The sequence below is a fragment of the Peribacillus sp. NPDC076916 genome (assembly GCF_050269675.1).
In the GTDB taxonomy this organism is placed as follows: domain Bacteria; phylum Bacillota; class Bacilli; order Bacillales; family DSM-1321; genus Peribacillus; species Peribacillus aracenensis.
This window is the reverse complement of record NZ_JBNNIU010000004.1, coordinates 197,805-219,599: the sequence shown is the minus strand read 5'-3', so window position 1 is coordinate 219,599 and position 21,795 is coordinate 197,805. Positions and strand designations below refer to the sequence as shown.

The following is a 21,795-nucleotide window of genomic DNA, read 5'->3' as shown; positions in this document are numbered from 1 at the left end:
GGGCACCTTTTTTTTATTTATTCGATACAGCTTCCACTGGTACGGCATTATAGTATTCTTCCAATGTGCTCTTCGTTTGGAAAATTTCAGTGGCGGCATCGACACCTACATAGCGGATGTGCCATGGTTCGTATTTATACCCTGTGATGTTTTCCTTGCCTTCCGGATAGCGGATGATAAATCCATATTCATGGGCATGCTCGGCAAGCCAGGTCGCTTCATTCGTGTCACCGAAGCAGTCTTGGGCAGCACATGCACCGTCGTGGGTCGTAACATCAATCGCGAGACCCGTTTCATGCTCGCTTGTCCCAGGCATTGCACTGTAGGTTTTCGCTTTTTCTTCCCCGTCCTTAGCCACATAGTTATTAAAGACCGTGATTTGTGTTTGATGTGAACGGTACGCGGAAACACCAGCAAAGTGCATGTTTTCTTTTTCGGCAGCCTGGAACATTTTTTCAAGAGCCTTTCCCGCTTCTTCGCGCATCATTCTTTTTTCAATTTTATCTTGAAAGATGAAATCCACTTTTGGGTAGATAAGGTCATCGGGTTTGTAATCTTCCGGCAGGCTGTATTGTTTATTGACAAGTACAGGTATGCTTTCCGGGTTGGCTAATGTCTGAAGGCCAGCCTGTGCGGGTTTAACCGTTTCATCAACTTCCACCTGACGTTGGGCCGATTCATTTGAATCATGATTCTTATCAGTTTCTGTCTCCTTATCCTGGGAGCTCGGTTGTTCTTCTTTTGGCTCTTTTTTATCATCGCTGGTCAGGTCGGATGAACAGCCAGCCATCAGAATGAAAGATGATAGAGCAGTTGCTGCAAATATAGGTTTTAACATATGAAAGGCCCCTTGCTTTTAATATAAGATTTCCAATAAAAATAGTTTTGAAAGATTATCGTGATAAGTAATCCCTTGTTAATTCACTTTGATATTTATCAAGAAATAAGCCAATCCAGACCACCATCAACAAAAAAGGATAATCATTACGGATTGCGGTTTGCACGACTGGATCAGACCAAAAGTGCGAAAGGAAACCAGATGACATCCTGATTGTCTCGAATGTGACAAGGCCGTGCAGCGATAACCAAAGGATCGTAAGGGTATTGGTCCCAAACCCGATGACCGCTGCTATGATGCTCAGCAAGACGGCTGCTGCCCCGATCAGGAGGACATGGAAGCTTGATTGGAAAAAGTCGATACTGCTATTGGAAAGTCCATTATAAATAATAGCAGTAAAATAAACGGTTGTCGTGATATATGCAGCAAATAATAAGTATCGATTTCCGTGATACTTTGCCAGCAGCAATAAAAGCGGTGATAGGATGATTAATAGGACACTGATAAGATTGCTTCCGCCTGTCCATAAAGAATAGCCGGCAACCGCCGAGAATAGGATGGTCAGGAGATCAAGAATCCGAAGTATGGACTTAAACATGTTGACACCTCTTTCTCTATTTATGCAAATTATCTCAAACTTTGTTTCAAAAAGAAATAAATGACTATGGGTTTTAGGAATTCTTACCATCATAGTATAACAAAGATTGTGGATATTTATTGGGTGTGGTAAAGTTAAAGTAATTGTTTATTGGTTCTTCAGGAGGTGTAATTGCATGCATGCATTTCTCATAACGCTTTTAGTGATTGTCAGTATCGCCCTCATTGTGACGGTATTGCTTCAATCAGGTAAGAGTGCAGGTTTATCTGGTGCGATTGCCGGCGGTGCCGAGCAGCTATTCGGAAAGCAAAAGGCACGCGGTTTGGACCTGATTTTACATCGTGCAACGATAGTATTGGCGATTTTATTTTTTGCTTTAACTTTACTTGTTGCTTTCTTTGATGTGTAATGGATCAAAAATGAGTCTAGCTAATTAGCTAGACTTTTTTCTTTGCACAATAGTTGCATGAATAGATATAGTGATTTTAGTACTTAATTATAGGATAGGGATATTTTTCATTCTATCTATTTACTGATAAAGGAGTTTGAAGTCATGAAAATCAAGCTGCAGCAGCCCTTTACTTTTGAAGCCGGAAAAAGGGCTGTCTTACTATTACATGGATTTACGGGGAATTCGGCGGATGTACGGATGCTGGGCCGTTACTTGGAGAAACAGGGGTACACCTGCCATGCCCCGCACTATAAAGGACATGGCGTCCCGCCAGAGGAGCTGGTGAAAACGGGCCCGGAGGATTGGTGGAAAGATGTCATGATGGCCTATGATTTTCTGAAAAGCAAAGGCCATGAAGAAATTGCTGTTGCCGGACTCTCATTAGGAGGCGTATTTTCTCTTAAATTAGGTTACACTGTACCTATAAAGGGTATCGTATCGATGTGTGCGCCTATGCATATTAAAAGTGAAGAAATGATGTTTAAAGGAGTATTGGAGTACGCCAGAGAATTTAAGAAGTACGAAGGAAAAACTCAAGAGCAAATAGAGCTTGAAATGGACCTCCTTGCCGATAAACCGATGAGTACATTGAAGGCCCTTCAGGAATTGATAACGGATGTAAGAGAGCACGTCGACCTTATTTACGCTCCGACATTTGTCGTGCAAGGCCGGCATGATGATGTTATCAATCCGAAAAGTGCCGATATTATTATTGATTCCATTGAATCACCGGTCAAACGAATCAAGTGGTATGAAGAATCCGGCCATGTCATAACTCTTGATAAAGAAAAAGACCAGTTGCATGAAGATGTATTGGAATTTTTAGAAAGTCTGGATTGGTCCGAATAACAAATTTATTATACCCTGAATAGGAGGGTTTTCATGGAAGATAACATTCAAGAACATATTAATAAGCTTCTGACATACATGACGGATGAAGCGTATAAGCCGTTAACGGTACAAGAGCTGGAAGAGGCTTTGAAAATCGAAGACTCGGCAGATTTCAAGAATTTCGTTAAGGCTTTAGTAAAAATGGAAGAAAAGGGATTGGTGGTCAGAACAAGAAGCAATCGTTACGGCCTGCCGCAAAAAATGAATTTGTTCCGCGGTAAATTAACGGGGCATGCAAAGGGATTCGCCTTTGTGACACCTGAGGATAACCCAGGAATGGATGATATTTTCATTCCGCCAAATGAAACGGGCACAGCGATGCATGGAGATGTCGTAATGGTACGAGTATCTTCGGAAACATCCGGCTCAAGGCAAGAAGGCACGGTCATCAGAATACTTGAACGCGGAATTACACAAGTGGTCGGTACATACTCCGAAAGTAAAAGTTTTGGTTTCGTCATCCCTGATGATAAAAAGATCGCAAACGATATCTTCATCCCACAGCACGCTTCCCATGGAGCGGTAGAGGGTCATAAGGTTGTCGTCAAACTTACTTCCTATCCTGAAGGACGCATAAGTGCCGAAGGCGAAGTCATTGAGATTCTGGGGCATAAAAATGACCCTGGCGTGGATATTCTTTCCGTCATCCATAAATATGGTTTGCCGATGGAGTTCCCGGAAGACGTAATGGAGCAAGCCAATGCCGTTTCGGATACCATTCAAGAAAGTGAAATAGGCAACCGCAGGGATTTGCGCAATGATGTTTTGGTCACGATTGATGGAGCGGATGCAAAGGACCTGGATGACGCTGTTACTGTTTCTAAACTTGAAAATGGCAATTACAAGCTGGGTGTTCACATTGCTGATGTCAGCCATTATGTGAAGGAAGGATCTCCAATCGATAAGGAAGCTTTGGAAAGAGGGACGAGCGTTTATTTGGTGGACAGGGTCATTCCGATGATCCCGCATCGTTTATCGAATGGCATTTGCTCCTTGAATCCACAAGTCGATCGTTTTACACTCTCTTGTGAAATGGAAATCACGCCAGATGGCAAAGTCGTCAATCATGACATTTTTGAAAGTGTCATTAAGACGACGGAACGTATGACATATGGCAATGTGAACAAAATCCTTGTGGATAAAGATGAAGAACAGCTCGAACGATATGAAGCGTTGGTGCCAATGTTCCAGGACATGGAGAAGTTAGCGGCCATCCTTCGTAAAAACCGGATGAACCGCGGTGCGATCGACTTTGATTTCAATGAAGCGAGAGTCATCGTTGATGAAGAGGGCCATCCGACTGATGTGGTTTTACGTGAAAGGTCGGTTGCGGAAAAGCTGATTGAAGAGTTCATGCTTGCGGCAAATGAAACCGTTGCAGAGCATTTCCACCGTCTTGACGTTCCGTTCATATACCGTATTCATGAAGATCCAAAGCCGGAAAAACTGCAGCGTTTCTTCGAATTCATTACGAATTTCGGATATATTGTACGGGGATCGGCCAATGACGTCCATCCTAAGGCGTTACAGGAAATCATTGAGGCAGTTGCCGGTAAACCGGAAGAAACGGTCATTTCAACCGTCATGCTTCGTTCCATGCAACAGGCGAAATATGATCCGGAGAGCTTAGGTCACTTTGGTTTATCAGCTGAGTTTTATACACATTTCACATCGCCGATTCGCCGTTACCCGGATTTGATCGTGCACAGGTTGATCAGGACCTACTTGGTGGAAGGTAAAATGGATGAAGCCACGAAGGAGAAATGGAATGCTGAATTACCTGAGATTGCCGATCACACATCGAAACGTGAACGTCGCTCAGTAGATGCTGAACGGGAAACGGATGATCTGAAGAAAGCGGAATATATGCTGGATAAGATCGGCGAAGAATATACCGGGATCATTGGTTCGGTTACGAATTTCGGGATGTTCGTCGAGTTGCCGAACACCATTGAAGGACTTGTCCATGTCAGCTTCATGACGGATGATTATTACCGCTTCGATGAGCGCCAGCTTGCAATGATCGGGGAACGTACCGGTAATGTGTTCCGGATTGGCGATGAGATCGACGTACGTGTTTCCAATGTCAATAAAGAGGAACGCGCCATCGATTTTGAAATCATCGGCATGAAGGTAAGCCGTCCGCGTCCATCTGGCGAGAAGAAAATATTCAAAGCCAATTCAGGTGAACGCAAACGCGGCCGAGGCGGCAATGGGGGACGTAAGGAAGGAAAAGGCGGCGGCCGTAATGGAGATTCGACTTCCTCTGGAAGAAAATCGAAAAACAAGAAAAAATTCTTTGAAAATGCGCCAGCTGCCAAACGCAAGAGAAAACCAAAAAAGAGATAAAGATTGAGGCGTGGGGATGATCATTTCTTCCTCTCGCCGCGATTGGATGTTAAAAGGGGAGAGTTAGATGCCAAAAGGCTCAGGTAAACAACTAGCACAAAATAAAAAAGCATATCATGATTTCTTTATTGAACAAACGTTTGAAGCGGGTATCGTTTTGAAAGGGACCGAAATCAAAGCAATCCGTGCGGCCCGAGTGAATTTGAAAGATGCCTTTGCTAAAATAGAAAATGGTGAAATTTATCTTCATAATATGCATGTCAGCCCTTATGAGCAGGGAAACCAGTTTAACCATGACCCTTTACGGACACGTAAACTCCTTCTGCATAAAAAGGAAATCAATAAGCTGATTGGCGAAACAAAGGAAACAGGTTACACCATCGTCCCGTTGAAAATGTATTTAAAGAATGGCTTTGCCAAAGTTTTAATCGGACTCGGAAAAGGGAAGAAACAATATGACAAGCGTGATGACCTGAAGAAGAAGGAAGCGAAGCGTGATATTGAACGTGCTTTCCGTGAGCGGCAGAAGATGTAGAACTGCCAAGACCTTACAATTGATTTTTTGAACCAATCTGTTATAATTAATCCTGTACCGATGACAATTGAATATCAGCCAACTTGCTGACTATTCTTCTCTCGTACGCTCCATTTCTATCATGGGGACGTTACGGATTCGACAGGGATAGTTCGAGCTTAAGTTGCGAGTCGAGGGGATCGGCCTCGTTAAAACGTCAACGCCTATAACTGGCAAACAAAACAACAACCTAGCTTTCGCTGCTTAATAACAGTCGATAGCTGTTCCTCCCTCCATGGCCCACGTGGTAGGGTAAGGGACTCACTCTAAGTGGGATACGCCGGAATCCACCGTCTGAGGATGAAGGAAGAGACCAATCAGACTAGCTGCTCTGCCGCCTGTCGATAGGCTAATGAGTTCGCGAAATGCGAATATATCGACTACACTCGTAGAAGCTTAAGTGCCGTTATGTCTGGACGTGGGTTCGACTCCCACCGTCTCCACCAATACATATATTGGTGGTTTTTTATTTGTGTGACTTGAAGCATAAAATTGTCATCATAACATCTTTATGCTTTATAAATTTGTTTATAAGTTAAAAAATGTAGATCTAGTCCAATATTACACAGAGCCCCCGACAACTTCTATTGGAGTTGTCGGGGGCTCTTAAGTCTACAAGAATCTTAATTTGAACTGCTGTATAACGGAAGCGATCACTTAAATCGAAGTAACCGAGATTATGCAAACATAGTCTCCTTTTTCAACGATTTCAAGACAAATGGTACCGTATGTTTTATCATTGTTCTTTCCTGACACTCTCCCCTTTCTGTTATGACACAATCAACAATTCGAGGAATAAAAGTCAAAATGAAAGGAGCGACCAATGCAAATATATAGAACAGCCGTCAAAATCACCGCACGTTGATGGTTATTCCTCTTCCCTTAACAGAAGGGCTTCCTTTCCCATGACCGCAAGCTCAATTATTTCAAGCGTTTTGCAATAATTCCCGAATATATCCCCATTCACATCGACTTCCTTATGAATATAGTCCAGAACATGCCAATCCTCAAACCAGTCGCCGCTTTCCGCATCTTCATGAGAAGTATTCGGCCAGGCGTATTTTAACAGTGGACTGTAAAACCGGTCGGCGGCGCCTTTTCTCAACTTACAATTCTTGACCCGAGGTTTATAAAGGGAACGGGGGAAAAATTCGTTTACATCATTAAATAAATCAGGCCAATAATCTTTTCGTGAACCCGTATGGGGATGATCGTTTGCCCATTTCAAAATGCCCGCTGAAATATTTGTACGCTGAAAAAGAAGGGCATACAATCTTTTTCCGAATAAAATTCGTTCGTGAAGCGAAGTGAAATGGCGCGAGGTAGCGCCGGCAAGTAAGGCTCGTTGCCTATTTCCCTCTGCACTGTATGGAAAAAGAATGTGATTGAAACGCAAAAAATCATACAACTTGAAGCTGGCCGTACCGGTTACGGTTTTTTTAAAATGATCATTTTGGATCACTCTTTTTTCCAAATAACTTTGTTCATTTATTACAGTCGCAATCGCAAGAGTGTAGGAATCCCCGCTGTTCCAAAAATAACGCCACATCGTTTCCATAAAGGTGGAAATGTGAAAAAAGTGTAAAAGGTGGAACATTTCCTGGTTGGCTTTCACACTTAGGTCATAAATCAAACACTGGGGATACACATCCTGAAAAATCAACCAGCTGCCGCGTTCCAAAAAAGAATAAATCGCCTTCTGATCTCTTTCTGGCAGAAGTTTTGTCAGCAAATCCCCTTTTAAATCGGTCATGTTCCAGCCAACGTTCCTCGATACCATATGTCCAAGGAAGGCCCAATGGATTTCTGGATGCTCAAGATAAAAATTATAATAAGCGCGAGTCCGTGTAACATTGTTTTGATTATGTTGTTTTGTCTGTTCTCTTATATAGTGAATGCGTTGTTTATCGTTTTCGGATAAAAAGGGCAGGAGGCCGGAAGATTTACTTTTTAATTTTTTTTTCAAATCCTTCTTTACATCCGAATAGGAATCAAACAAAAATCATCATCCCTTATCAACATTTCATTTTAACTGCGTTCGATTCTCCCATTAAAGAAATGCATATTCATATTGCCAGAGGAATATGAATACAACGTGAGTATTCGAAAGAGGGGGGTAACATGGGACATCGGGTAAATGAGGAAATGAACCGAATCGTCGATCAGTTCATTAGGGACCAATCAGATGACGGGTCCTGGCAATATCCTTTTGAGACCGGCATCGGAACAGACTGTCACATGATTATCTTATTGCGGACATTGGAGATAAATGATGAGGCGTTCATAAAAGAACTGGTGGAACGTATTGCAGGGAAACAGCAGAAAGATGGTTCATGGGGTTTGTTTTATGATGAAGGAAAAGGGAACCTTACGTCTACTGTGGAAGCTTATTATGCCCTTCTTTACTCCGGTTACCGGGATCGGGATGACCCGGATATCCAGGCAGCCAGGCGGTTTATCCTTGCCAACGGAGGGGCTACAGAAGTCCATATGCTTTTTAAAGTCCTGTTGGCTTTAACCGGACAGTGCGAGTGGCCGCCTTTCCCCATTAAGATTGAAGTGCTGCTTATACCGGACTCCTTTCCAATTAATCTTTTTGACTTCTCCATGTTTGGCAGAACGAACATCATCCCGTTACTGATTCTGGCCAATTTGGGTTTTAGCAGGAGAACACTGCGGTCTCCTGATCTCTCTGATTTGTATCTCAAAAAAGAAAATCGTTTTTTTACAGAAGATCCGGAATTCCGCTCGGTTTTCGATTCGATTCAAAAAGGGATAAAAGGCCTGAAAGACTACCCCGGAAATCTTCGCGAGTTAGCTTTAAATCGCGCCGAACAATATATGCTGGATAGAATAGAACCAGATGGCACCTTATGTAATTATTTCGGTTCAACTTCTATGATGATTTTTGCCTTATTGGCGAGGGGATATTCGAATACACATCCGGTGATTACCCGTGCCTTGCAAGGCTTAAATGAGATGACCTGCCGGATTGATGGAGAACTCCACTGCCAATATGCGACGGCTACGGTCTGGAACACGACGTTAATCAGTTATGCTCTGCAAGAATCCGGAGTCCCTTATTCATCGAATACCGTCCAGAAGGCAAACCGATATATCCTCTCCCGGCAACATATCAAATACGGGGATTGGGTCATTCATGAACCAGACCTGTTGCCGGGAGGCTGGGGCTTTGAGGACATGAATACAATCCATCCGGATATTGACGACACAACGGCAGCACTAAGAGCGATTCGAACGTTAGCCATCGAAAGGGTGGATTGTCGACAGGCATGGGATCGGGGAATCAAATGGCTCATTTCCATGCAAAACAATGACGGTGGATGGGCAGCTTTCGAAAAGAATGTAAATAAGAAAATATTGAACCTGTTACCGATCGAGGGCGGAAAAGATTTGTTGACTGATCCGTCGACGGTTGATTTAACGGGAAGGACATTAGAGTTTTTCGGGAACTATACTCATTTGGATTTTCATCATCCTATGGTGAAACGCGGGATTAGTTGGCTGTTAAAGAATCAAGAGTCGGATGGTTCTTGGGTAGGGCGCTGGGGCGTCTATATATATGGCACATGGGCGGCTGTAACGGGAATGGTTACGGTTGGGATTTCCCCGAAACATCCTGCCATTCAGAAGGCTGTAAACTGGTTAAAAGCCATTCAAAATCAAGACGGAGGGTGGGGAGAATCCTGTAAAAGTGATATCGAAAATTGTTATGTGCCGTTGGGTGAAAGTACCCGCACCCATACAGCATGGGCCCTTGATACACTTATTTCAGCCGCGGCTGAAGTCACACCTGACATTAAACGCGGCGCAGCTTTTTTAGTAGATGGAAAAGAAAAAGATTGGGCAAAGGCCTACCCGAAAGGAAGGGGAATGGCGGGAGCCTTTTATATCAATTATCATTGTTACGAATACGTTTTTCCGTTATTGGCCTTGGCCCATTATCAAAAATTAGCTGAAGGGAGCTAAACAGGGATTTGTGGATTCAAATAGCTTTCAAGTGACTTTTTGCATTTTTTAAAGTTTGTCCCATTCAATGAACAAAACTACAACAAGCAGGAGGCAAAAGATGCTTGAAACTTTCCGCCAATTTTTCGATCTTCATACAATTATTTGGTTGTGCCCAATCATTTTTATTTTCCATGACTTAGAAGAGATCATAACCATTGAATCTTCCATGAAGGCAAGTGAAAATAGGTTTCAAAAATCTTCTTTCGTCCAACTAATATTAAATATGAGGGAAAAACTAGGTTCGACCGCTGCCCAGCTTTCTGTTTCGGCTACTTGGATTTTGTTGATTATTTCATTCACTACAGTGGTGACTGCCCATCTCACATTAAACGGAGGGGGCTTTCTTTTATATACAGCTATTCTCAACTTATTTATTCTGCAAGCGATCATGCATATTGTTCAGTCCATCTGTTTCAAAGGCTACACGCCTGGCATCATAACGGCGCTATTCCTTCTCATCCCTTATTGTCTTATTGCCTATGACAGTTTGTTCGAACACGGCCTGATAGACGGGCAATTACTTTTTGCAAGTCTCCCCGTCAGCCTGCTCATGATCCCGATTTTTCTTGTTGGCAATCTTTTAGGCCGTTATTTTATTCACTAATTTATAAGAAAGCAGTTGCAGGAGGTGAGTAAATTGCATGTTGTTATAACGGGAGGAAGCGGGTTTGTAGGTCAAGCCCTGACTCACCTGTTGACTCAAAAAGGCCATCGAGTAACCATATTAACGCGTCTTCCTGATCATAAAAGAACAAGTGAATTCGTTCATTATGTCAATTGGCTTTCTGCAGATCATCAACCTGAAAACGAACTTAAGGATGTCGATGCGGTGGTCAATTTAGCCGGGGAATCAATTAATAGCGGACGGTGGATCCAAAGTAAAAAAGAGGTTATTTTGAATAGCCGTCTTACAGCCACAAAAGAGGTCATTCGAATTTTGAGACATCTTCACCCAAAGCCAAAAGTTCTTGTTAACGCTTCAGGTGTAAGTTACTACGGGATGTCAGACTTCAAAACGTTTAATGAGTCCTCCAAAAGTGATGCAAACGATTTTTTGGCCATTGTTGTAAAGCGTTGGGAGAAAGAAGGGGCAATGGCGGAAGAATTAGGCGTTCGAACGGTCTTCGCGCGTTTCGGCATCATTCTGGGTCAAGAGGGTGCCTTTCCGCGAACGGTGCTACCGTATAAATTAGGTATTGGGGGGACAATCGGCAGTGGGATGCAATGGATTTCCTGGGTGCACATTCAAGATGCGGTTGAGATGGTGTACTTCGCCATAATTAATTCTGAAGTAGAAGGACCTTTGAATGTGACCTCGCCTCATCCAATACGCATGTCATCATTCGGACAGTCCATTGCAGACGTCCTTCACCGCCCATATTGGCTTCATGTTCCTGGGGTTGTAGTAAAAGTAGTACTTGGTGAAATGAGTCAGTTGGTATTAAAAGGGCAGCGGGTACTCCCTCAAAAAGCACTTTACCACAATTACTCCTTTCAATTTCCATACGTACAAAGTGCACTTTCTGATATTCTAGGTTAAAGATACATTTATTATTGAGCTTTAGTCATGACATTACGGTTGATGAGTGATTTGGGCCCTCATCTAAATCATCCAGAATAATATCTATTACTGGAGCTTGATAAGCTAATAAGATTAGCATTTCATCCAGTATAGAACAAAGACTCAAAAGAAGCATGAGCTTCTCTTGAGTCTTTGTTCCGATTCTATTCTTTTAATTCCTTGCCCATTCCCTTTAGGAAGTGTACGCCAAAGCCGATCGCCCGGTTTATGTCTGGATCATTCAATGTTTTCATTAAATCCAAAACTCCGATCTTCTTATCTGCCTGAAGGAATTTGTTTCCTTCATCGATTCCTGCAAGTGCACTGTTAAGCAGTTTCGTGGATTGTGCGGCATCGGCGTTCATCAAGGCTCCGGTTGCCCCCATTAGGGTATTGATCAGGTTTGTGACAGGCTGCCTTGTGATTTGTTGAAGAGCGATTTTAGCGATTTGTTCTTTTCCTTGAAGCATGGAGGTCGCGGCTTCGAATACTCCCGAGTCATTCAGTTCATTGACGATTTTAAACATATTGTTCAATGCCTCTTCATTATCGGTGATCAGCGTTTTCAGTTCTTCGAGTTTTTGTAGCTTAATTTCTTCCTCAGTAATGGGATTATGGATTTCCGTAATAGGAGCTGCCATGATCTTCACCCTCCCTGTTTATTTATCCGTTAAGTGAACATACCCTGGACGGGCCCACTTACGTTCAACCTCGACACCATTTTGAGGATGACGTTTTTTGTTCCGTGGATTGGTACCCGGTAATGGGATGTCTCCGCTTGCGCTTAATACTTCCATGCGGACCATCGTCTGTTTGTAAGCAGGCGTGCTTGTGCGTTGATCATAGATGGGACCGGTCAGGAAGTTGATGGCAGAGTCTTTATCGACTGAGTTCATCGGTAAAAATAGCTCATTATTTTTTACACGGTCTGTGATCAGGGCTTTTAATTTAACGGCCCCGAATGGAGACACTAAGCGAACGAGTCCGCCATCGCCGACTTTACGTTCTTTGGCAAGTTCTGGTGATACCTCAACGAAAATATCAGGTACTTTCGATTGGATTCCATTGGATTTGTTCGTCATATTGCCTTCATGGAAATGCTCCAGCATACGTCCGTTATTGATATGAAGGTCATATTCTTCCGGGAATTTATGAGGTTCCACCCAGTCAGCCAGTGCAAAGCGCGCTTTCTTATCAGGGAAGTTGAAGCCATCCACATAAAGAAGCGGTGTGTTTGATCCATCATGGCTTCCCCAGAGGAAGCTGTTCCATCCTTCCAGCACCTCGTAATTCGCTTGGCTGAATATCGGTGACAGGCTTGCCATTTCTTCATAGATTTCACTAGGGTGAGTGTAGTTCCAATTTGCACCTAAGCGGTTGGCGATCTCTTGAGTGATTTCCCAGTCCGCTTTAGAATCCCCCATTGTGGGAAGGGCTTTATATAAACGCTGTACACGGCGCTCCGTATTGGTGAACGTTCCGTCTTTTTCAAGAGATGGGGCTCCTGGCAATACCACGTCGGCATATTGGGCTGTCCTTGAAAGGAAAATATCCTGGACAACAAAGAAATCCAATCCGGATAACACTTTATCAACATGGTTTGCATCCGCATCGACAAGTGCCATATCTTCTCCGACGAGATACATGGCCTTCATGTCGCCTTTTTCTATCGCTTTGAGCATTTCAATATTGTTCAAGCCTGGTTTGCCATCGATTTTCACTCCATAAGCTTTTTCGAATTTAGCACGTGCCACGTCATCGGTAACATGCTGATATCCTGGAAGCCATGTTGGCAAGGTACCCATATCGCAAGCGCCCTGTACATTGTTATGGCCGCGAAGCGGATAAGCTCCCGCTCCTGGACGACGGTAGTTACCCGTAGCCAATAGCAAGTTGGAAATTGCCGCTGAAGTATCGGAAGCACCGGTGTTTTGGGTAACGCCCATTCCCCAGAGGATGCATGTTCCGTCTGCATCGCGAATGGTCTCAGCTATTTGGATCAATGTTTCTCTTGAAATGCCTGTGTGTGTTTCGGCATATTCCAGGGTGTATTTTTCAAGTACTTCTTTGTAATCGTCGAAGAAGTTAACATTTTCATTGATGAATTCTTGATCATGCCAGTCTTGATCGATTATATATTTTGTAACCGCCATCAACCAAACCTGGTCTGTTCCTTGTTTTGGACTGATATGGATGTCGGAGCGTTCGGCCATTTCGTTTTTGCGGATGTCAGCTACGATCAGTTTTTGTCCGTGAAGCTTGTGTGCCCGTTTTACGCGTGTCGCCAATACGGGATGGCCTTCTGCAGGGTTAGCGCCAACGATGATGACAAGACCTGCTGCGGCGATATCTTTAATCGTACCAGCATCTCCTCCCATGCCGACCGTACGGAACAGTCCGTCTGTTGCCGGGGATTGACAGTAACGCGAGCAATTGTCGACGTTATTCGTTTCGAACATTTGACGTGCCAGTTTTTGAATCACATAGTTTTCTTCATTCGTGATCTTTGATGAGGAAATGAAGCCTACTGAATTTCCGCCGTATTGCTGTTTGATCGAACCAAGTCTGGATGCAACCAAATCAAGTGCTTCATCCCAGCTTGATTCAACGAATCTCCCATTTTTCCGAATCAGGGGCTTGGTTAAACGTTTTTCCGAGTTTACGAAGTCCCAGCCGAATTTCCCTTTGACACATGTGGATATCGCATTGACGGGTGCTTCATGGGTAGGTTGGACTTTAAGGATTTTACGGCCTTTTGTCCAGACTTCGAATGTGCATCCTACCCCACAGAACGTACAGACCGTTTTTGTCTTCTTCGTCCGTGTATCACGCATTGCCGCTTCAATCTCTGAAATGGCAAAAATCCCGCTGTATCCAGGTTCCACTTCTTTGACAAGGTCAATCATTGGTTCAAGCATATCGTTTTTCAAACCTGACATGAAGCCAGCCTCACCCAGCATCGATTTTTCCATTAATGCATTACATGGACAAATGGTTACACACTGTCCGCAGCCTACACAAGATGAGTTATTGATTTCCGTTCCTTCATCCCAGATTACCCGGGGGCGTTCCGCTTCCCAGTCGATGGACAGCGTCTCGTTGACCTGAAGGTTCTGGCAGACTTCGACACATTGGCCGCATGCGATGCATTGATTGGCATCATAGCGGTAAAATGGATGGGACATATCGACGGCACCCAATTCCACTTTCGGTGTGTAAGGATATTTTTGGTGTTCGATTTCCATTAATTCCGCTGTGTTATGCAGTTTGCAATTTCCGTTATTATTATCACATACAGTACAGTATAAAGAATGGTTTTCCAGGATCCGGTCCATGGCTTCGGTTTGGGCTTCTTTTGCCTTGCTTGAATCCAAGGCTATATCCATGCCGCCCGCTGCTTTTGTCGAACATGATCGGACGAGTTCCCCATTAACTTCGACGATGCATGTGTCGCATGTTTGGATCGGATCCACTTCAGGAACATAACAAATCTGTGGATGAGCTATCTCATTTTGGTTGATGACCTCCAGAATTGTCGCTCCTTCATTAGCGGTATAATCCTTCCCATTTATTTTGATGGTGATGTTTGAATCGCTCATTATATTTCCCCCTTTTATAGCCAAAAACACGAAAAAAAACCACCATGATCACACCTCCGGCTCTGAACGGAAATGTAGGTCATGGTGGAATAGTTTAATAGCAAAGCTTGCCAATATACCAATCCATACCATAATGGATGATTTTTAAAAAAGATAGGACACAACAGTACACTATTATGCTCCCAACTTTCCTCTTAGATATTATACCTTTAATTTTAGCAAGAAACAATCCTGGAAAGAGGCTATCATTCCCAAATTCCTTTCGTTTTTCTTCGCGTTGATTTATGATTAGAAAATTGAGAACTTAATTTTCTTGAATTGGAGTGACGTAACGGTGTCAAAGGTTATCCATGAATTCAATGATATGATTCGTAAGCTGCGCAAGGAACTATTCGGTAAAGGACCAGAACGCATACACACGGTTTTCGTGGAGAATATGGCCGTTTCTACGTTATATGGGAATTTGACTCCTACGGAAATGTTCATATCAAGATCGGAGGAAGGAAGGGACATGGTCCATTCTGCACGTACCAAAATGGTACAGGATGTGTATTCGGAGAGTCCTCCAGATGGAATGGAAGAACTGGTTGGGGCTAAACTGGTCCATTTGTTTTCAGATATCAAAATCAAGGAGAACATAGCGATTTCCGTATTCGTATTTGATAAGGATATAGCGGACAAACTCAACGGGCATTGACCATCTTCCTTGAATAGTGGTCAATTGGCTCCTGGATAGTAAAAGGAGTGGGAACATGAAAGCGATTGAAAGCAAGAGGGACATCATCCGGATAACCAAAGGTAACATCGGGCGGACGGAAGATACGATCGTAACGGAGTATCCCGTTACTGTCAAAATAAATGGCCAGGAATTCGTCACGATGGTGTGTACACCTGAATGCATCGAGGATATGGTGATTGGCTATTTGGCTTCGGAAGGCATCATCAAAAAATATGATGAGATAAAAGAAATCTGGGTCCAGGAAAAAGAAGGCTTTGTTCATGTGAAGACAGATAAAGTGAATCCCTACTTCCAGGAATTTCAAAATAAGCGGTATATTACATCATGCTGCGGAATGAGCCGACAAGGGTTCGTCTTTGTGAATGATGCTTTGACGGCCAAGAAAATGGATAATGTTTCGGTGAAACTGACTCCAGATGACTGCTTCCGCTTGATGAAGGATTTACAAAATTCCGCTGTCACCTTCCAGAACACAGGAGGCGTACACAATGCCGCATTATGTGATGTTGATGGCCTCGTATTAAGCAGGATGGACATCGGCCGGCATAATGCATTGGACAAAATATACGGCCATTGCTTGAAAAATGGTATTTCGATAGAAGGGAAAGCTATCGTGTTCAGCGGCCGGATCTCATCGGAAATTCTCTTGAAGGTGGCGAAAATCGGCTGTGAACTGATTCTCTCGAAATCCGCTCCAACCGAATTGGCTTTGGAGTTGGCTGAAGGATTGGGAATCACCACAGTCGGGTTCATTCGTAATGATTCACTGAATATCTATACATGCCCTGAAAGAATACAATTGAATGACTGAGCGTGAAAGATGCCGCTCCTAAGACGGGCTGGAGAATGCGCTTTGGGAAAGTCCTTGCCGGCATTGCTTGGATATATCCAACAAGCCTTGTATGATACAGTTTCGATAGGACACTCAAGGAAAAAGCGGTATCGGGGGAAGGGTTATGAATGAAAGGGATTGGCATATTTTAAAGGTGTTGCATGAGCATAAGAATATTACTAAAACGGCGCAAAGTTTATATATATCGCAACCTTCTTTAACGAAACGAATTCAGCAAATAGAGAAGGAATTCAATCTAAAGATTGTGGAGCGCGGAACAAGGGGAGTGCAGTTCACCCCTCAAGGGGAATATTTGGCCAACTGTGCAGATGAAATGCTGATCAGGCTCCGGCAGATAAAAGAGACAGCGTTCAATATGGGTCAGGAGATCAGTGGGACATTACGGCTGGGTGTTTCCAATTATATCACGCTGCATAAATTGCCTGGCCTGTTGAGATTATTTCGTGAGCGATATCCTAAAGTGGATTTCCATGTGACGACTGGTTGGAGTAAAGAAGTGCTGAACCTCATTTACAAGGAAGAAGTGCATGTAGGGATCGTTCGGGGGGACTATCAATGGGCAGGGTCAAGGCACCATCTTTTTGAGGAAACGATTTGCATTGCTTCCAAGGAAGAAATCGAAGTCCGGGACCTGCCTTTCTTGCCGAGGATCGATTATGGGACGGACGCCCTTTTAAAAACAATGATCGATAATTGGTGGAGAGACAATTTTTCAGGACCGCCTTTGGTTGGGATGGAAGTGGACAAAGGTGATACATGCAAAGAAATGGTCAGGAATGGCCTGGGATATGGCATCCTTCCCAGTGTTTTATTGGAGAAGGACCAAAGTCTCCGTCAGATGGACCTTAGGGATAAGCATGGTAATCCCCTTATCAGGAATACGTGGATGTTATATCATGAAAAGTCACTGGAATTAAAACTGGTCAAAGCGTTTGTCGAATTTGTCAAAGAAGTCGATTTCATGAGTGATATTTAACTGGAAGCGCAGAAATCTCTGTGCTTTTTTTGTCATTCCTTTTATGAATGGATAACGATAATTTATTGGTATTTTAACTATGGTTATCCCAGGATTATGATAGAAGGGAGATGTAAATCATCATGAATTTGCCTAAGGAATGGAGAGGAAGTCAAGTGAGTGTCCTGTTTCTGATCGTACTGAATGTCATTGTGCCGGTCTTTTTCCTAATAGGGGCTGGGGCCATCCTGCATCGTAAATTCAAGTTGGATATGAATACGCTGTCTAAATTGAATCACTTCCTGCTCATGCCAGCCATTAGCTTTGTCAATATCTATCAAAGTAAAATGGGCGGGGGGATGATCGTCCAGATATTCAGCTTCCTTGCCCTTCAAGCAGTAAGCCTCATCATCGTAAGTACAGTGATTGCCAAACTTGCCAGGTTTGATCAAAGTCTTTCTGCCACGTTTAAAAATAGTGTAGTCCTGAATAATTCAGCCAATTTCGGGTTACCCGTAAGCCAGATGGTTTTTAATGGGAATCCCCTTGGCCTGTCGATCCAAGTCATCGTGATCATTTTTCAAAACCTGTTGACCTATACCTATGGATTGATGAATTCCGTTTCCGTCCATACAAAAAGTGCGAAGGGCGCCATTCGCGAGTTCTTGAAGAACCCCGTCATTTATGCTTTATTACTCGGTCTTCTATTACATTCCGCTTCTTTCGACATTCCGTTGTTCTTATGGACCCCGATTGAAAATATCGCGAGTGCTTTCATAGCCATTGCCTTGATCACATTGGGTGCACAGAGTGCCTATTTGAAAATGACGCAATTCCCGCTTCCGCTTATCCTTAGCTTGATTGGCCGGTTAATACTCTCGCCGTCCATCGCATTCCTTATCATCCTCCTGCTGGGCTTGGAAGGGACTGTCGCTCAGGGTTTATTTATCGCAAGTTCATTTCCAACATCGAGAAACAGCGCATTATTCGCTTTGGAATATGACAACCATCCGGAGTATGCGGCACAAGCAGTCTTGATGTCGACTTTATTCAGCAGTATAACGGTAACGATGGTCGTCTATCTATCAAAAATACTATTCTAGCAGGGCTGCTCTTAATGGGCGGGCCTTTTTCCCATGTCTCCCGATAAAACTTTATGAACAATATAGAGGTTATGGAATTTATGCATCTTAGGTTAATAATCAAAGAAAAGGAAGATATTTTTGTAGAATCAAGAAAACGCTTTCAAAAGGAGGATTATTATGTTTTCACGTAAAAAGATTTCAGCGGTCATTTTGGCAGGTTCGTTAGCTTTAAGTTTAGGTGCATGCAGCAGTTCGGATACATCCGGAGAAAAGAAAGAAAGTACAGGCTATCCGAAAAAATCCATAACGGTCGTTGCTCCATCGGGCGCAGGCGGGGGATGGGATTTAACCGCCCGTTCATTTACAAAGGTCTTGAGTGAGACCAAACTGGTGAACCAGCCATTGACCGTCGAAAACAAACCCGGTGGCGGGGGCGCTGTATTCATGGCGGATTATGCAACACAACAAGCGGATAATAATGACATGCTGTTCGTGAATTCACCGCCTGTCATCATCAATAACCTTAAAAAAGAAGGCAACAGTCCTTATGGGTATAAAAATACGACCCCTTTGGCGCAGCTGACAAAGGATTATGGGGCGATAGTGGTAAAGGCGGATTCCGAATTCAAGGATTTGAAATCAGTGCTGGAAGCGGTGAAGAAAGATCCGCGTAAGCTGACGTTTGCAGGAGGATCGGCTCCGGGATCCATGGATCATTTGATTTCCATTCTTCCAGCCTATGAATATGGCTTGAATCCAACAGAACTTAAATACGTTTCGTATGACGGTGGCGGGGAAGCGATTACGGCCTTGCTTGGCGGTAATGCGGATGTGATTGGAACGGATGCATCCAGTGTCAGGGAATTTTTAAAAGCAGGGAAGATTAGAGTGTTGGCCGTAACCTCGACTGAACGTTTGGGTGGCGATCTTAAAGACATACCAACGGCAAAGGAACAGGGTGTTGATGCTGAATTCACGATTTGGAGAGGGGTTTTTGGACCTCAGAATATGTCTGATGAAGCGAAAACCTTTTGGGAAGGAACCATTGCAAAGCTAGTTGAAACTTCTGAATGGAAGAAGGAAGTGGAAGTTCAAGGATGGGAACAAGAATATAAAAATAGTGAAGAATTCAGCAAGTTTTTAGAAGAACAGGAAAAACAGGTGCAGCAATTATTAGAAGCTTTAGGCATGGAAAAATAATCGGGGAGAAGGAGGTGCTTTCACCTTCTTCTTGTTTTCTGAAATGGAGGGATTAGGATGGACGTGAAATTTGATCGCTTTGCATCTGTAGCCTTTCTGGCTGTCGGGGTGCTGTTCATGATAGGAAGCAGGAAACTGGCCAGTTCTTCTTATGGAAGTTCGGTAGGACCGGATATTTTCCCTTTTGTATTGGGGCTCGTTCTCGCTGTTTTAAGTATTCGCCTGTTCTATGAGGCATTTCGGGGCAAGGTGCAGGAATCGGGTAAGGGAAAGCTGGAATATAAACCCTTTATCATCATTCTGCTCTCCACCCTGATTTATATTTTGACATTGGAAACGATAGGATATGTCATTACGACCTTCCTCTTTTTGTTTGTTTGCTTTCAAACGATGGAACGGAATAAGTGGATGACATCGCTCATCATTTCCGCAGGATTTTCCGGAATCATCTATTATTTATTCGTGAATGTTTTAAAGGGGACACTGCCGGGTTGGCCAATCTGGTTTTCATAAAAGGAAGGGGGATGTGAAGTGGGCACTTTTGATTATTTATTGCATGGTTTTGAAACGGCACTAACTTGGTATAACATCCTTTTTGCATTTGTCGGAGTATTGATCGGTACGGCTGTCGGCGTTTTGCCGGGGATCGGGCCGATGAGCGGAGTGGCTCTTTTGATTCCGGTAACCGCTTCGATTACAGGGGGACTTCCACCAGAGCAAGCGGCAACAAGCGCCATCATTTTACTTGCAGGTGTTTATTATGGAGCGATGTATGGAGGGTCGACAACTTCAATCCTATTGAATACACCTGGCGAATCCTCTTCTGTCGTCACCACATTGGACGGTTACCAAATGGCGAAAAAGGGAAGGGCCGGGAGTGCCTTATCCATTTCGGCAATCGGTTCCTTCGTCGGAGGGATAGTCACCCTTATCGCCATGATTGCCTTGGCACAACCATTATCGACGATTGCCATTAAATTCGGTCCGGCGGAATATTTTTCGCTCATGCTTCTAGGGTTGGCGGCCGTCAGCGGCCTCGCGGGAAAATCGGTAACCAAGGCATTGATCATGACGGTTTGCGGCTTGCTGATCGGGACGATAGGCATTGATAATGTATCAGGAATAGCTCGTTTTACATTCGACATTCCCTGGCTATATCAAGGAATCGAATTCTTGACGATCGCAGTGGGGCTATTCGCCCTTGGAGAAGTATTCAAGACAATCTTAGAAAAAGAAGAGGATGACGGGGATATCGCGAAGATTAGTAATTTGCTTCCTTCCAGAGAAGAATTCAAGGAATCTGCGGGTCCCATTGCCCGAGGATCGCTCTTGGGTTTCTTTGTAGGAATCCTGCCGGGTGCAGGGGCTACTCTTGCTTCGTTCTTCTCATATCTTATGGAAAAAAGGATTTCAAAAAAACCCTGGAGATTTGGTACAGGCGCGATAGCTGGGGTGGCTGGACCTGAAACGGCCAATAATGCGGCATCTGGCGGAGCGATGATTCCATTATTGACGCTGGGAATTCCGGGTTCCGGTACAACAGCGATTTTAATGGGTGCGCTCATGATGTACAATGTTCAGCCAGGTCCATTATTATTCGAGGACCATCCTCAGGTAGCTTGGGGGCTTATCGCCAGTATGTTCATCGGGAATCTGATGCTGCTGATCCTTAATCTCCCGCTCGTTAAGGTTTTTGCGAAAATCATTGAAACGCCAAAGAAATATTTGATTCCGCTCATTATCGCGATTTCCATTTTTGGCGTTTATGCGGTACAAGTATCGACTTATGATTTATTGCTATTATTAGGGTGCGGGGTCTTGGGATATTTCTTAAGTAAAAATGATTATCCAATCGCTCCATTGGTATTAGGGCTGGTTTTAGGACCGATGATAGAAAATAATATGCGCAGGGCCCTGACGATATCCGATGGGGATTACAGTTTGTTTTTTACCAGGCCGCTTTCCCTGACATTCCTGATCATAACGGCATTATGGCTGCTCATTCCGGTTTTGCTTAAAAAGAGAGGGAAGGATGTTGTCATCAATATTGAAGGTTAACGCACATTTTCT

19 protein-coding genes and 1 other RNA gene are annotated in these 21,795 nt (G+C 43.7%); 15 read left to right on the top strand and 5 right to left on the bottom strand.

The features are described 5' to 3' along the window. Positions 1–13: 13 nt before the first annotated feature. Both ACQKFG_RS14735 and ACQKFG_RS14730 read right to left on the bottom strand, forming a co-directional pair. Entirely contained in the window at positions 14–838 is an 825-nt protein-coding gene (locus ACQKFG_RS14735) for a M15 family metallopeptidase (protein ID WP_349728750.1), read from the bottom strand. A 55-nt stretch (positions 839–893) separates the two neighbouring features. After that, complete coding sequence (locus ACQKFG_RS14730; RefSeq protein WP_192207070.1) at positions 894–1,436, bottom strand: hypothetical protein; 543 nt, start codon at positions 1,434–1,436, stop codon at positions 894–896. Between the two features lie 175 nt (positions 1,437–1,611). Here ACQKFG_RS14730 and secG point away from each other — a divergent pair, with 175 nt between their 5' ends. From secG to ssrA, 5 genes are all read left to right on the top strand, one after another. Next, positions 1,612–1,845, top strand: coding sequence for a preprotein translocase subunit SecG (secG, locus tag ACQKFG_RS14725; protein WP_057912046.1), 234 nt, complete (start codon positions 1,612–1,614; stop codon positions 1,843–1,845). Positions 1,846–1,989: 144 nt separating this feature from the next. Continuing rightward, complete coding sequence (locus ACQKFG_RS14720) at positions 1,990–2,736, top strand: alpha/beta hydrolase (protein ID WP_192207068.1); 747 nt, start codon at positions 1,990–1,992, stop codon at positions 2,734–2,736. A 33-nt stretch (positions 2,737–2,769) separates the two neighbouring features. Continuing rightward, complete coding sequence (rnr, locus tag ACQKFG_RS14715; protein WP_353872691.1) at positions 2,770–5,127, top strand: ribonuclease R; 2,358 nt, start codon at positions 2,770–2,772, stop codon at positions 5,125–5,127. A gap of 67 nt (positions 5,128–5,194) precedes the next feature. After that, positions 5,195–5,662 (top strand): SsrA-binding protein SmpB, encoded by a 468-nt coding sequence (smpB, locus tag ACQKFG_RS14710; protein WP_192207064.1) that lies wholly within the window; start codon positions 5,195–5,197, stop codon positions 5,660–5,662. A 123-nt stretch (positions 5,663–5,785) separates the two neighbouring features. Further along, positions 5,786–6,147, top strand: a transfer-messenger RNA (tmRNA) gene (gene ssrA / locus ACQKFG_RS14705). Positions 6,148–6,569: 422 nt separating this feature from the next. On the opposite strand, the gene ACQKFG_RS14700 is transcribed toward ssrA, so the two are convergent. Beyond that, complete coding sequence (locus tag ACQKFG_RS14700; RefSeq protein WP_427560078.1) at positions 6,570–7,700, bottom strand: DUF2515 family protein; 1,131 nt, start codon at positions 7,698–7,700, stop codon at positions 6,570–6,572. A 122-nt stretch (positions 7,701–7,822) separates the two neighbouring features. Between ACQKFG_RS14700 and shc the strand changes: the two genes are divergently transcribed. The 3 genes from shc to ACQKFG_RS14685 all read left to right on the top strand — a co-directional run bounded on the left by shc (position 7,823) and on the right by ACQKFG_RS14685 (position 11,273). Next, positions 7,823–9,691: a squalene--hopene cyclase gene (gene shc, locus ACQKFG_RS14695; RefSeq protein WP_427560075.1), complete on the top strand. Its 1,869-nt coding sequence runs from the start codon at positions 7,823–7,825 to the stop codon at positions 9,689–9,691. Positions 9,692–9,791: 100 nt separating this feature from the next. Then, the gene (locus ACQKFG_RS14690) at positions 9,792–10,337 is read left to right on the top strand and encodes an HXXEE domain-containing protein (RefSeq protein WP_427560072.1); all 546 of its coding nucleotides are present in this window, start codon (positions 9,792–9,794) and stop codon (positions 10,335–10,337) included. Between the two features lie 33 nt (positions 10,338–10,370). Beyond that, positions 10,371–11,273, top strand: coding sequence for a TIGR01777 family oxidoreductase (locus tag ACQKFG_RS14685; protein ID WP_427560069.1), 903 nt, complete (start codon positions 10,371–10,373; stop codon positions 11,271–11,273). Between the two features lie 185 nt (positions 11,274–11,458). Here the strand turns inward: ACQKFG_RS14685 and ACQKFG_RS14680 are convergent, their stop codons facing one another. Beyond that, positions 11,459–11,935: a DUF1641 domain-containing protein gene (locus ACQKFG_RS14680; protein WP_192207054.1), complete on the bottom strand. Its 477-nt coding sequence runs from the start codon at positions 11,933–11,935 to the stop codon at positions 11,459–11,461. Positions 11,936–11,953: 18 nt separating this feature from the next. Continuing rightward, on the bottom strand, positions 11,954–14,893 hold the full coding sequence (gene fdhF, locus ACQKFG_RS14675; protein WP_427560065.1) for a formate dehydrogenase subunit alpha: 2,940 nt from the start codon (positions 14,891–14,893) through the stop codon (positions 11,954–11,956). Between the two features lie 334 nt (positions 14,894–15,227). On the opposite strand from fdhF, the gene ACQKFG_RS14670 reads away from it, so the two are divergent. The 7 genes from ACQKFG_RS14670 (at position 15,228) to ACQKFG_RS14640 (ending at position 21,783) form a co-directional block, all read left to right on the top strand. Beyond that, positions 15,228–15,590 carry a DUF2294 domain-containing protein gene (locus ACQKFG_RS14670; protein WP_076368224.1) on the top strand — a complete coding sequence of 121 codons (363 nt, stop codon included), beginning with the start codon at positions 15,228–15,230 and terminating at the stop codon, positions 15,588–15,590. Positions 15,591–15,645: 55 nt separating this feature from the next. Next, entirely contained in the window at positions 15,646–16,443 is a 798-nt protein-coding gene (fdhD, locus tag ACQKFG_RS14665) for a formate dehydrogenase accessory sulfurtransferase FdhD (protein WP_427560061.1), read from the top strand. A gap of 145 nt (positions 16,444–16,588) precedes the next feature. Next, complete coding sequence (locus ACQKFG_RS14660) at positions 16,589–17,461, top strand: LysR family transcriptional regulator (protein ID WP_427560058.1); 873 nt, start codon at positions 16,589–16,591, stop codon at positions 17,459–17,461. Between the two features lie 155 nt (positions 17,462–17,616). Then, a complete protein-coding gene (locus ACQKFG_RS14655) occupies positions 17,617–18,543 on the top strand; it encodes an AEC family transporter (RefSeq protein ID WP_192208079.1) in 927 nt (308 codons plus the stop codon). Between the two features lie 159 nt (positions 18,544–18,702). After that, on the top strand, positions 18,703–19,725 hold the full coding sequence (locus ACQKFG_RS14650) for a Bug family tripartite tricarboxylate transporter substrate binding protein (protein ID WP_192207049.1): 1,023 nt from the start codon (positions 18,703–18,705) through the stop codon (positions 19,723–19,725). 57 nt (positions 19,726–19,782) lie between these two features. Next, positions 19,783–20,238, top strand: coding sequence for a tripartite tricarboxylate transporter TctB family protein (locus ACQKFG_RS14645; protein WP_192207047.1), 456 nt, complete (start codon positions 19,783–19,785; stop codon positions 20,236–20,238). An 18-nt stretch (positions 20,239–20,256) separates the two neighbouring features. Further along, entirely contained in the window at positions 20,257–21,783 is a 1,527-nt protein-coding gene (locus tag ACQKFG_RS14640; RefSeq protein WP_192207045.1) for a tripartite tricarboxylate transporter permease, read from the top strand. Positions 21,784–21,795: the final 12 nt, after the last annotated feature.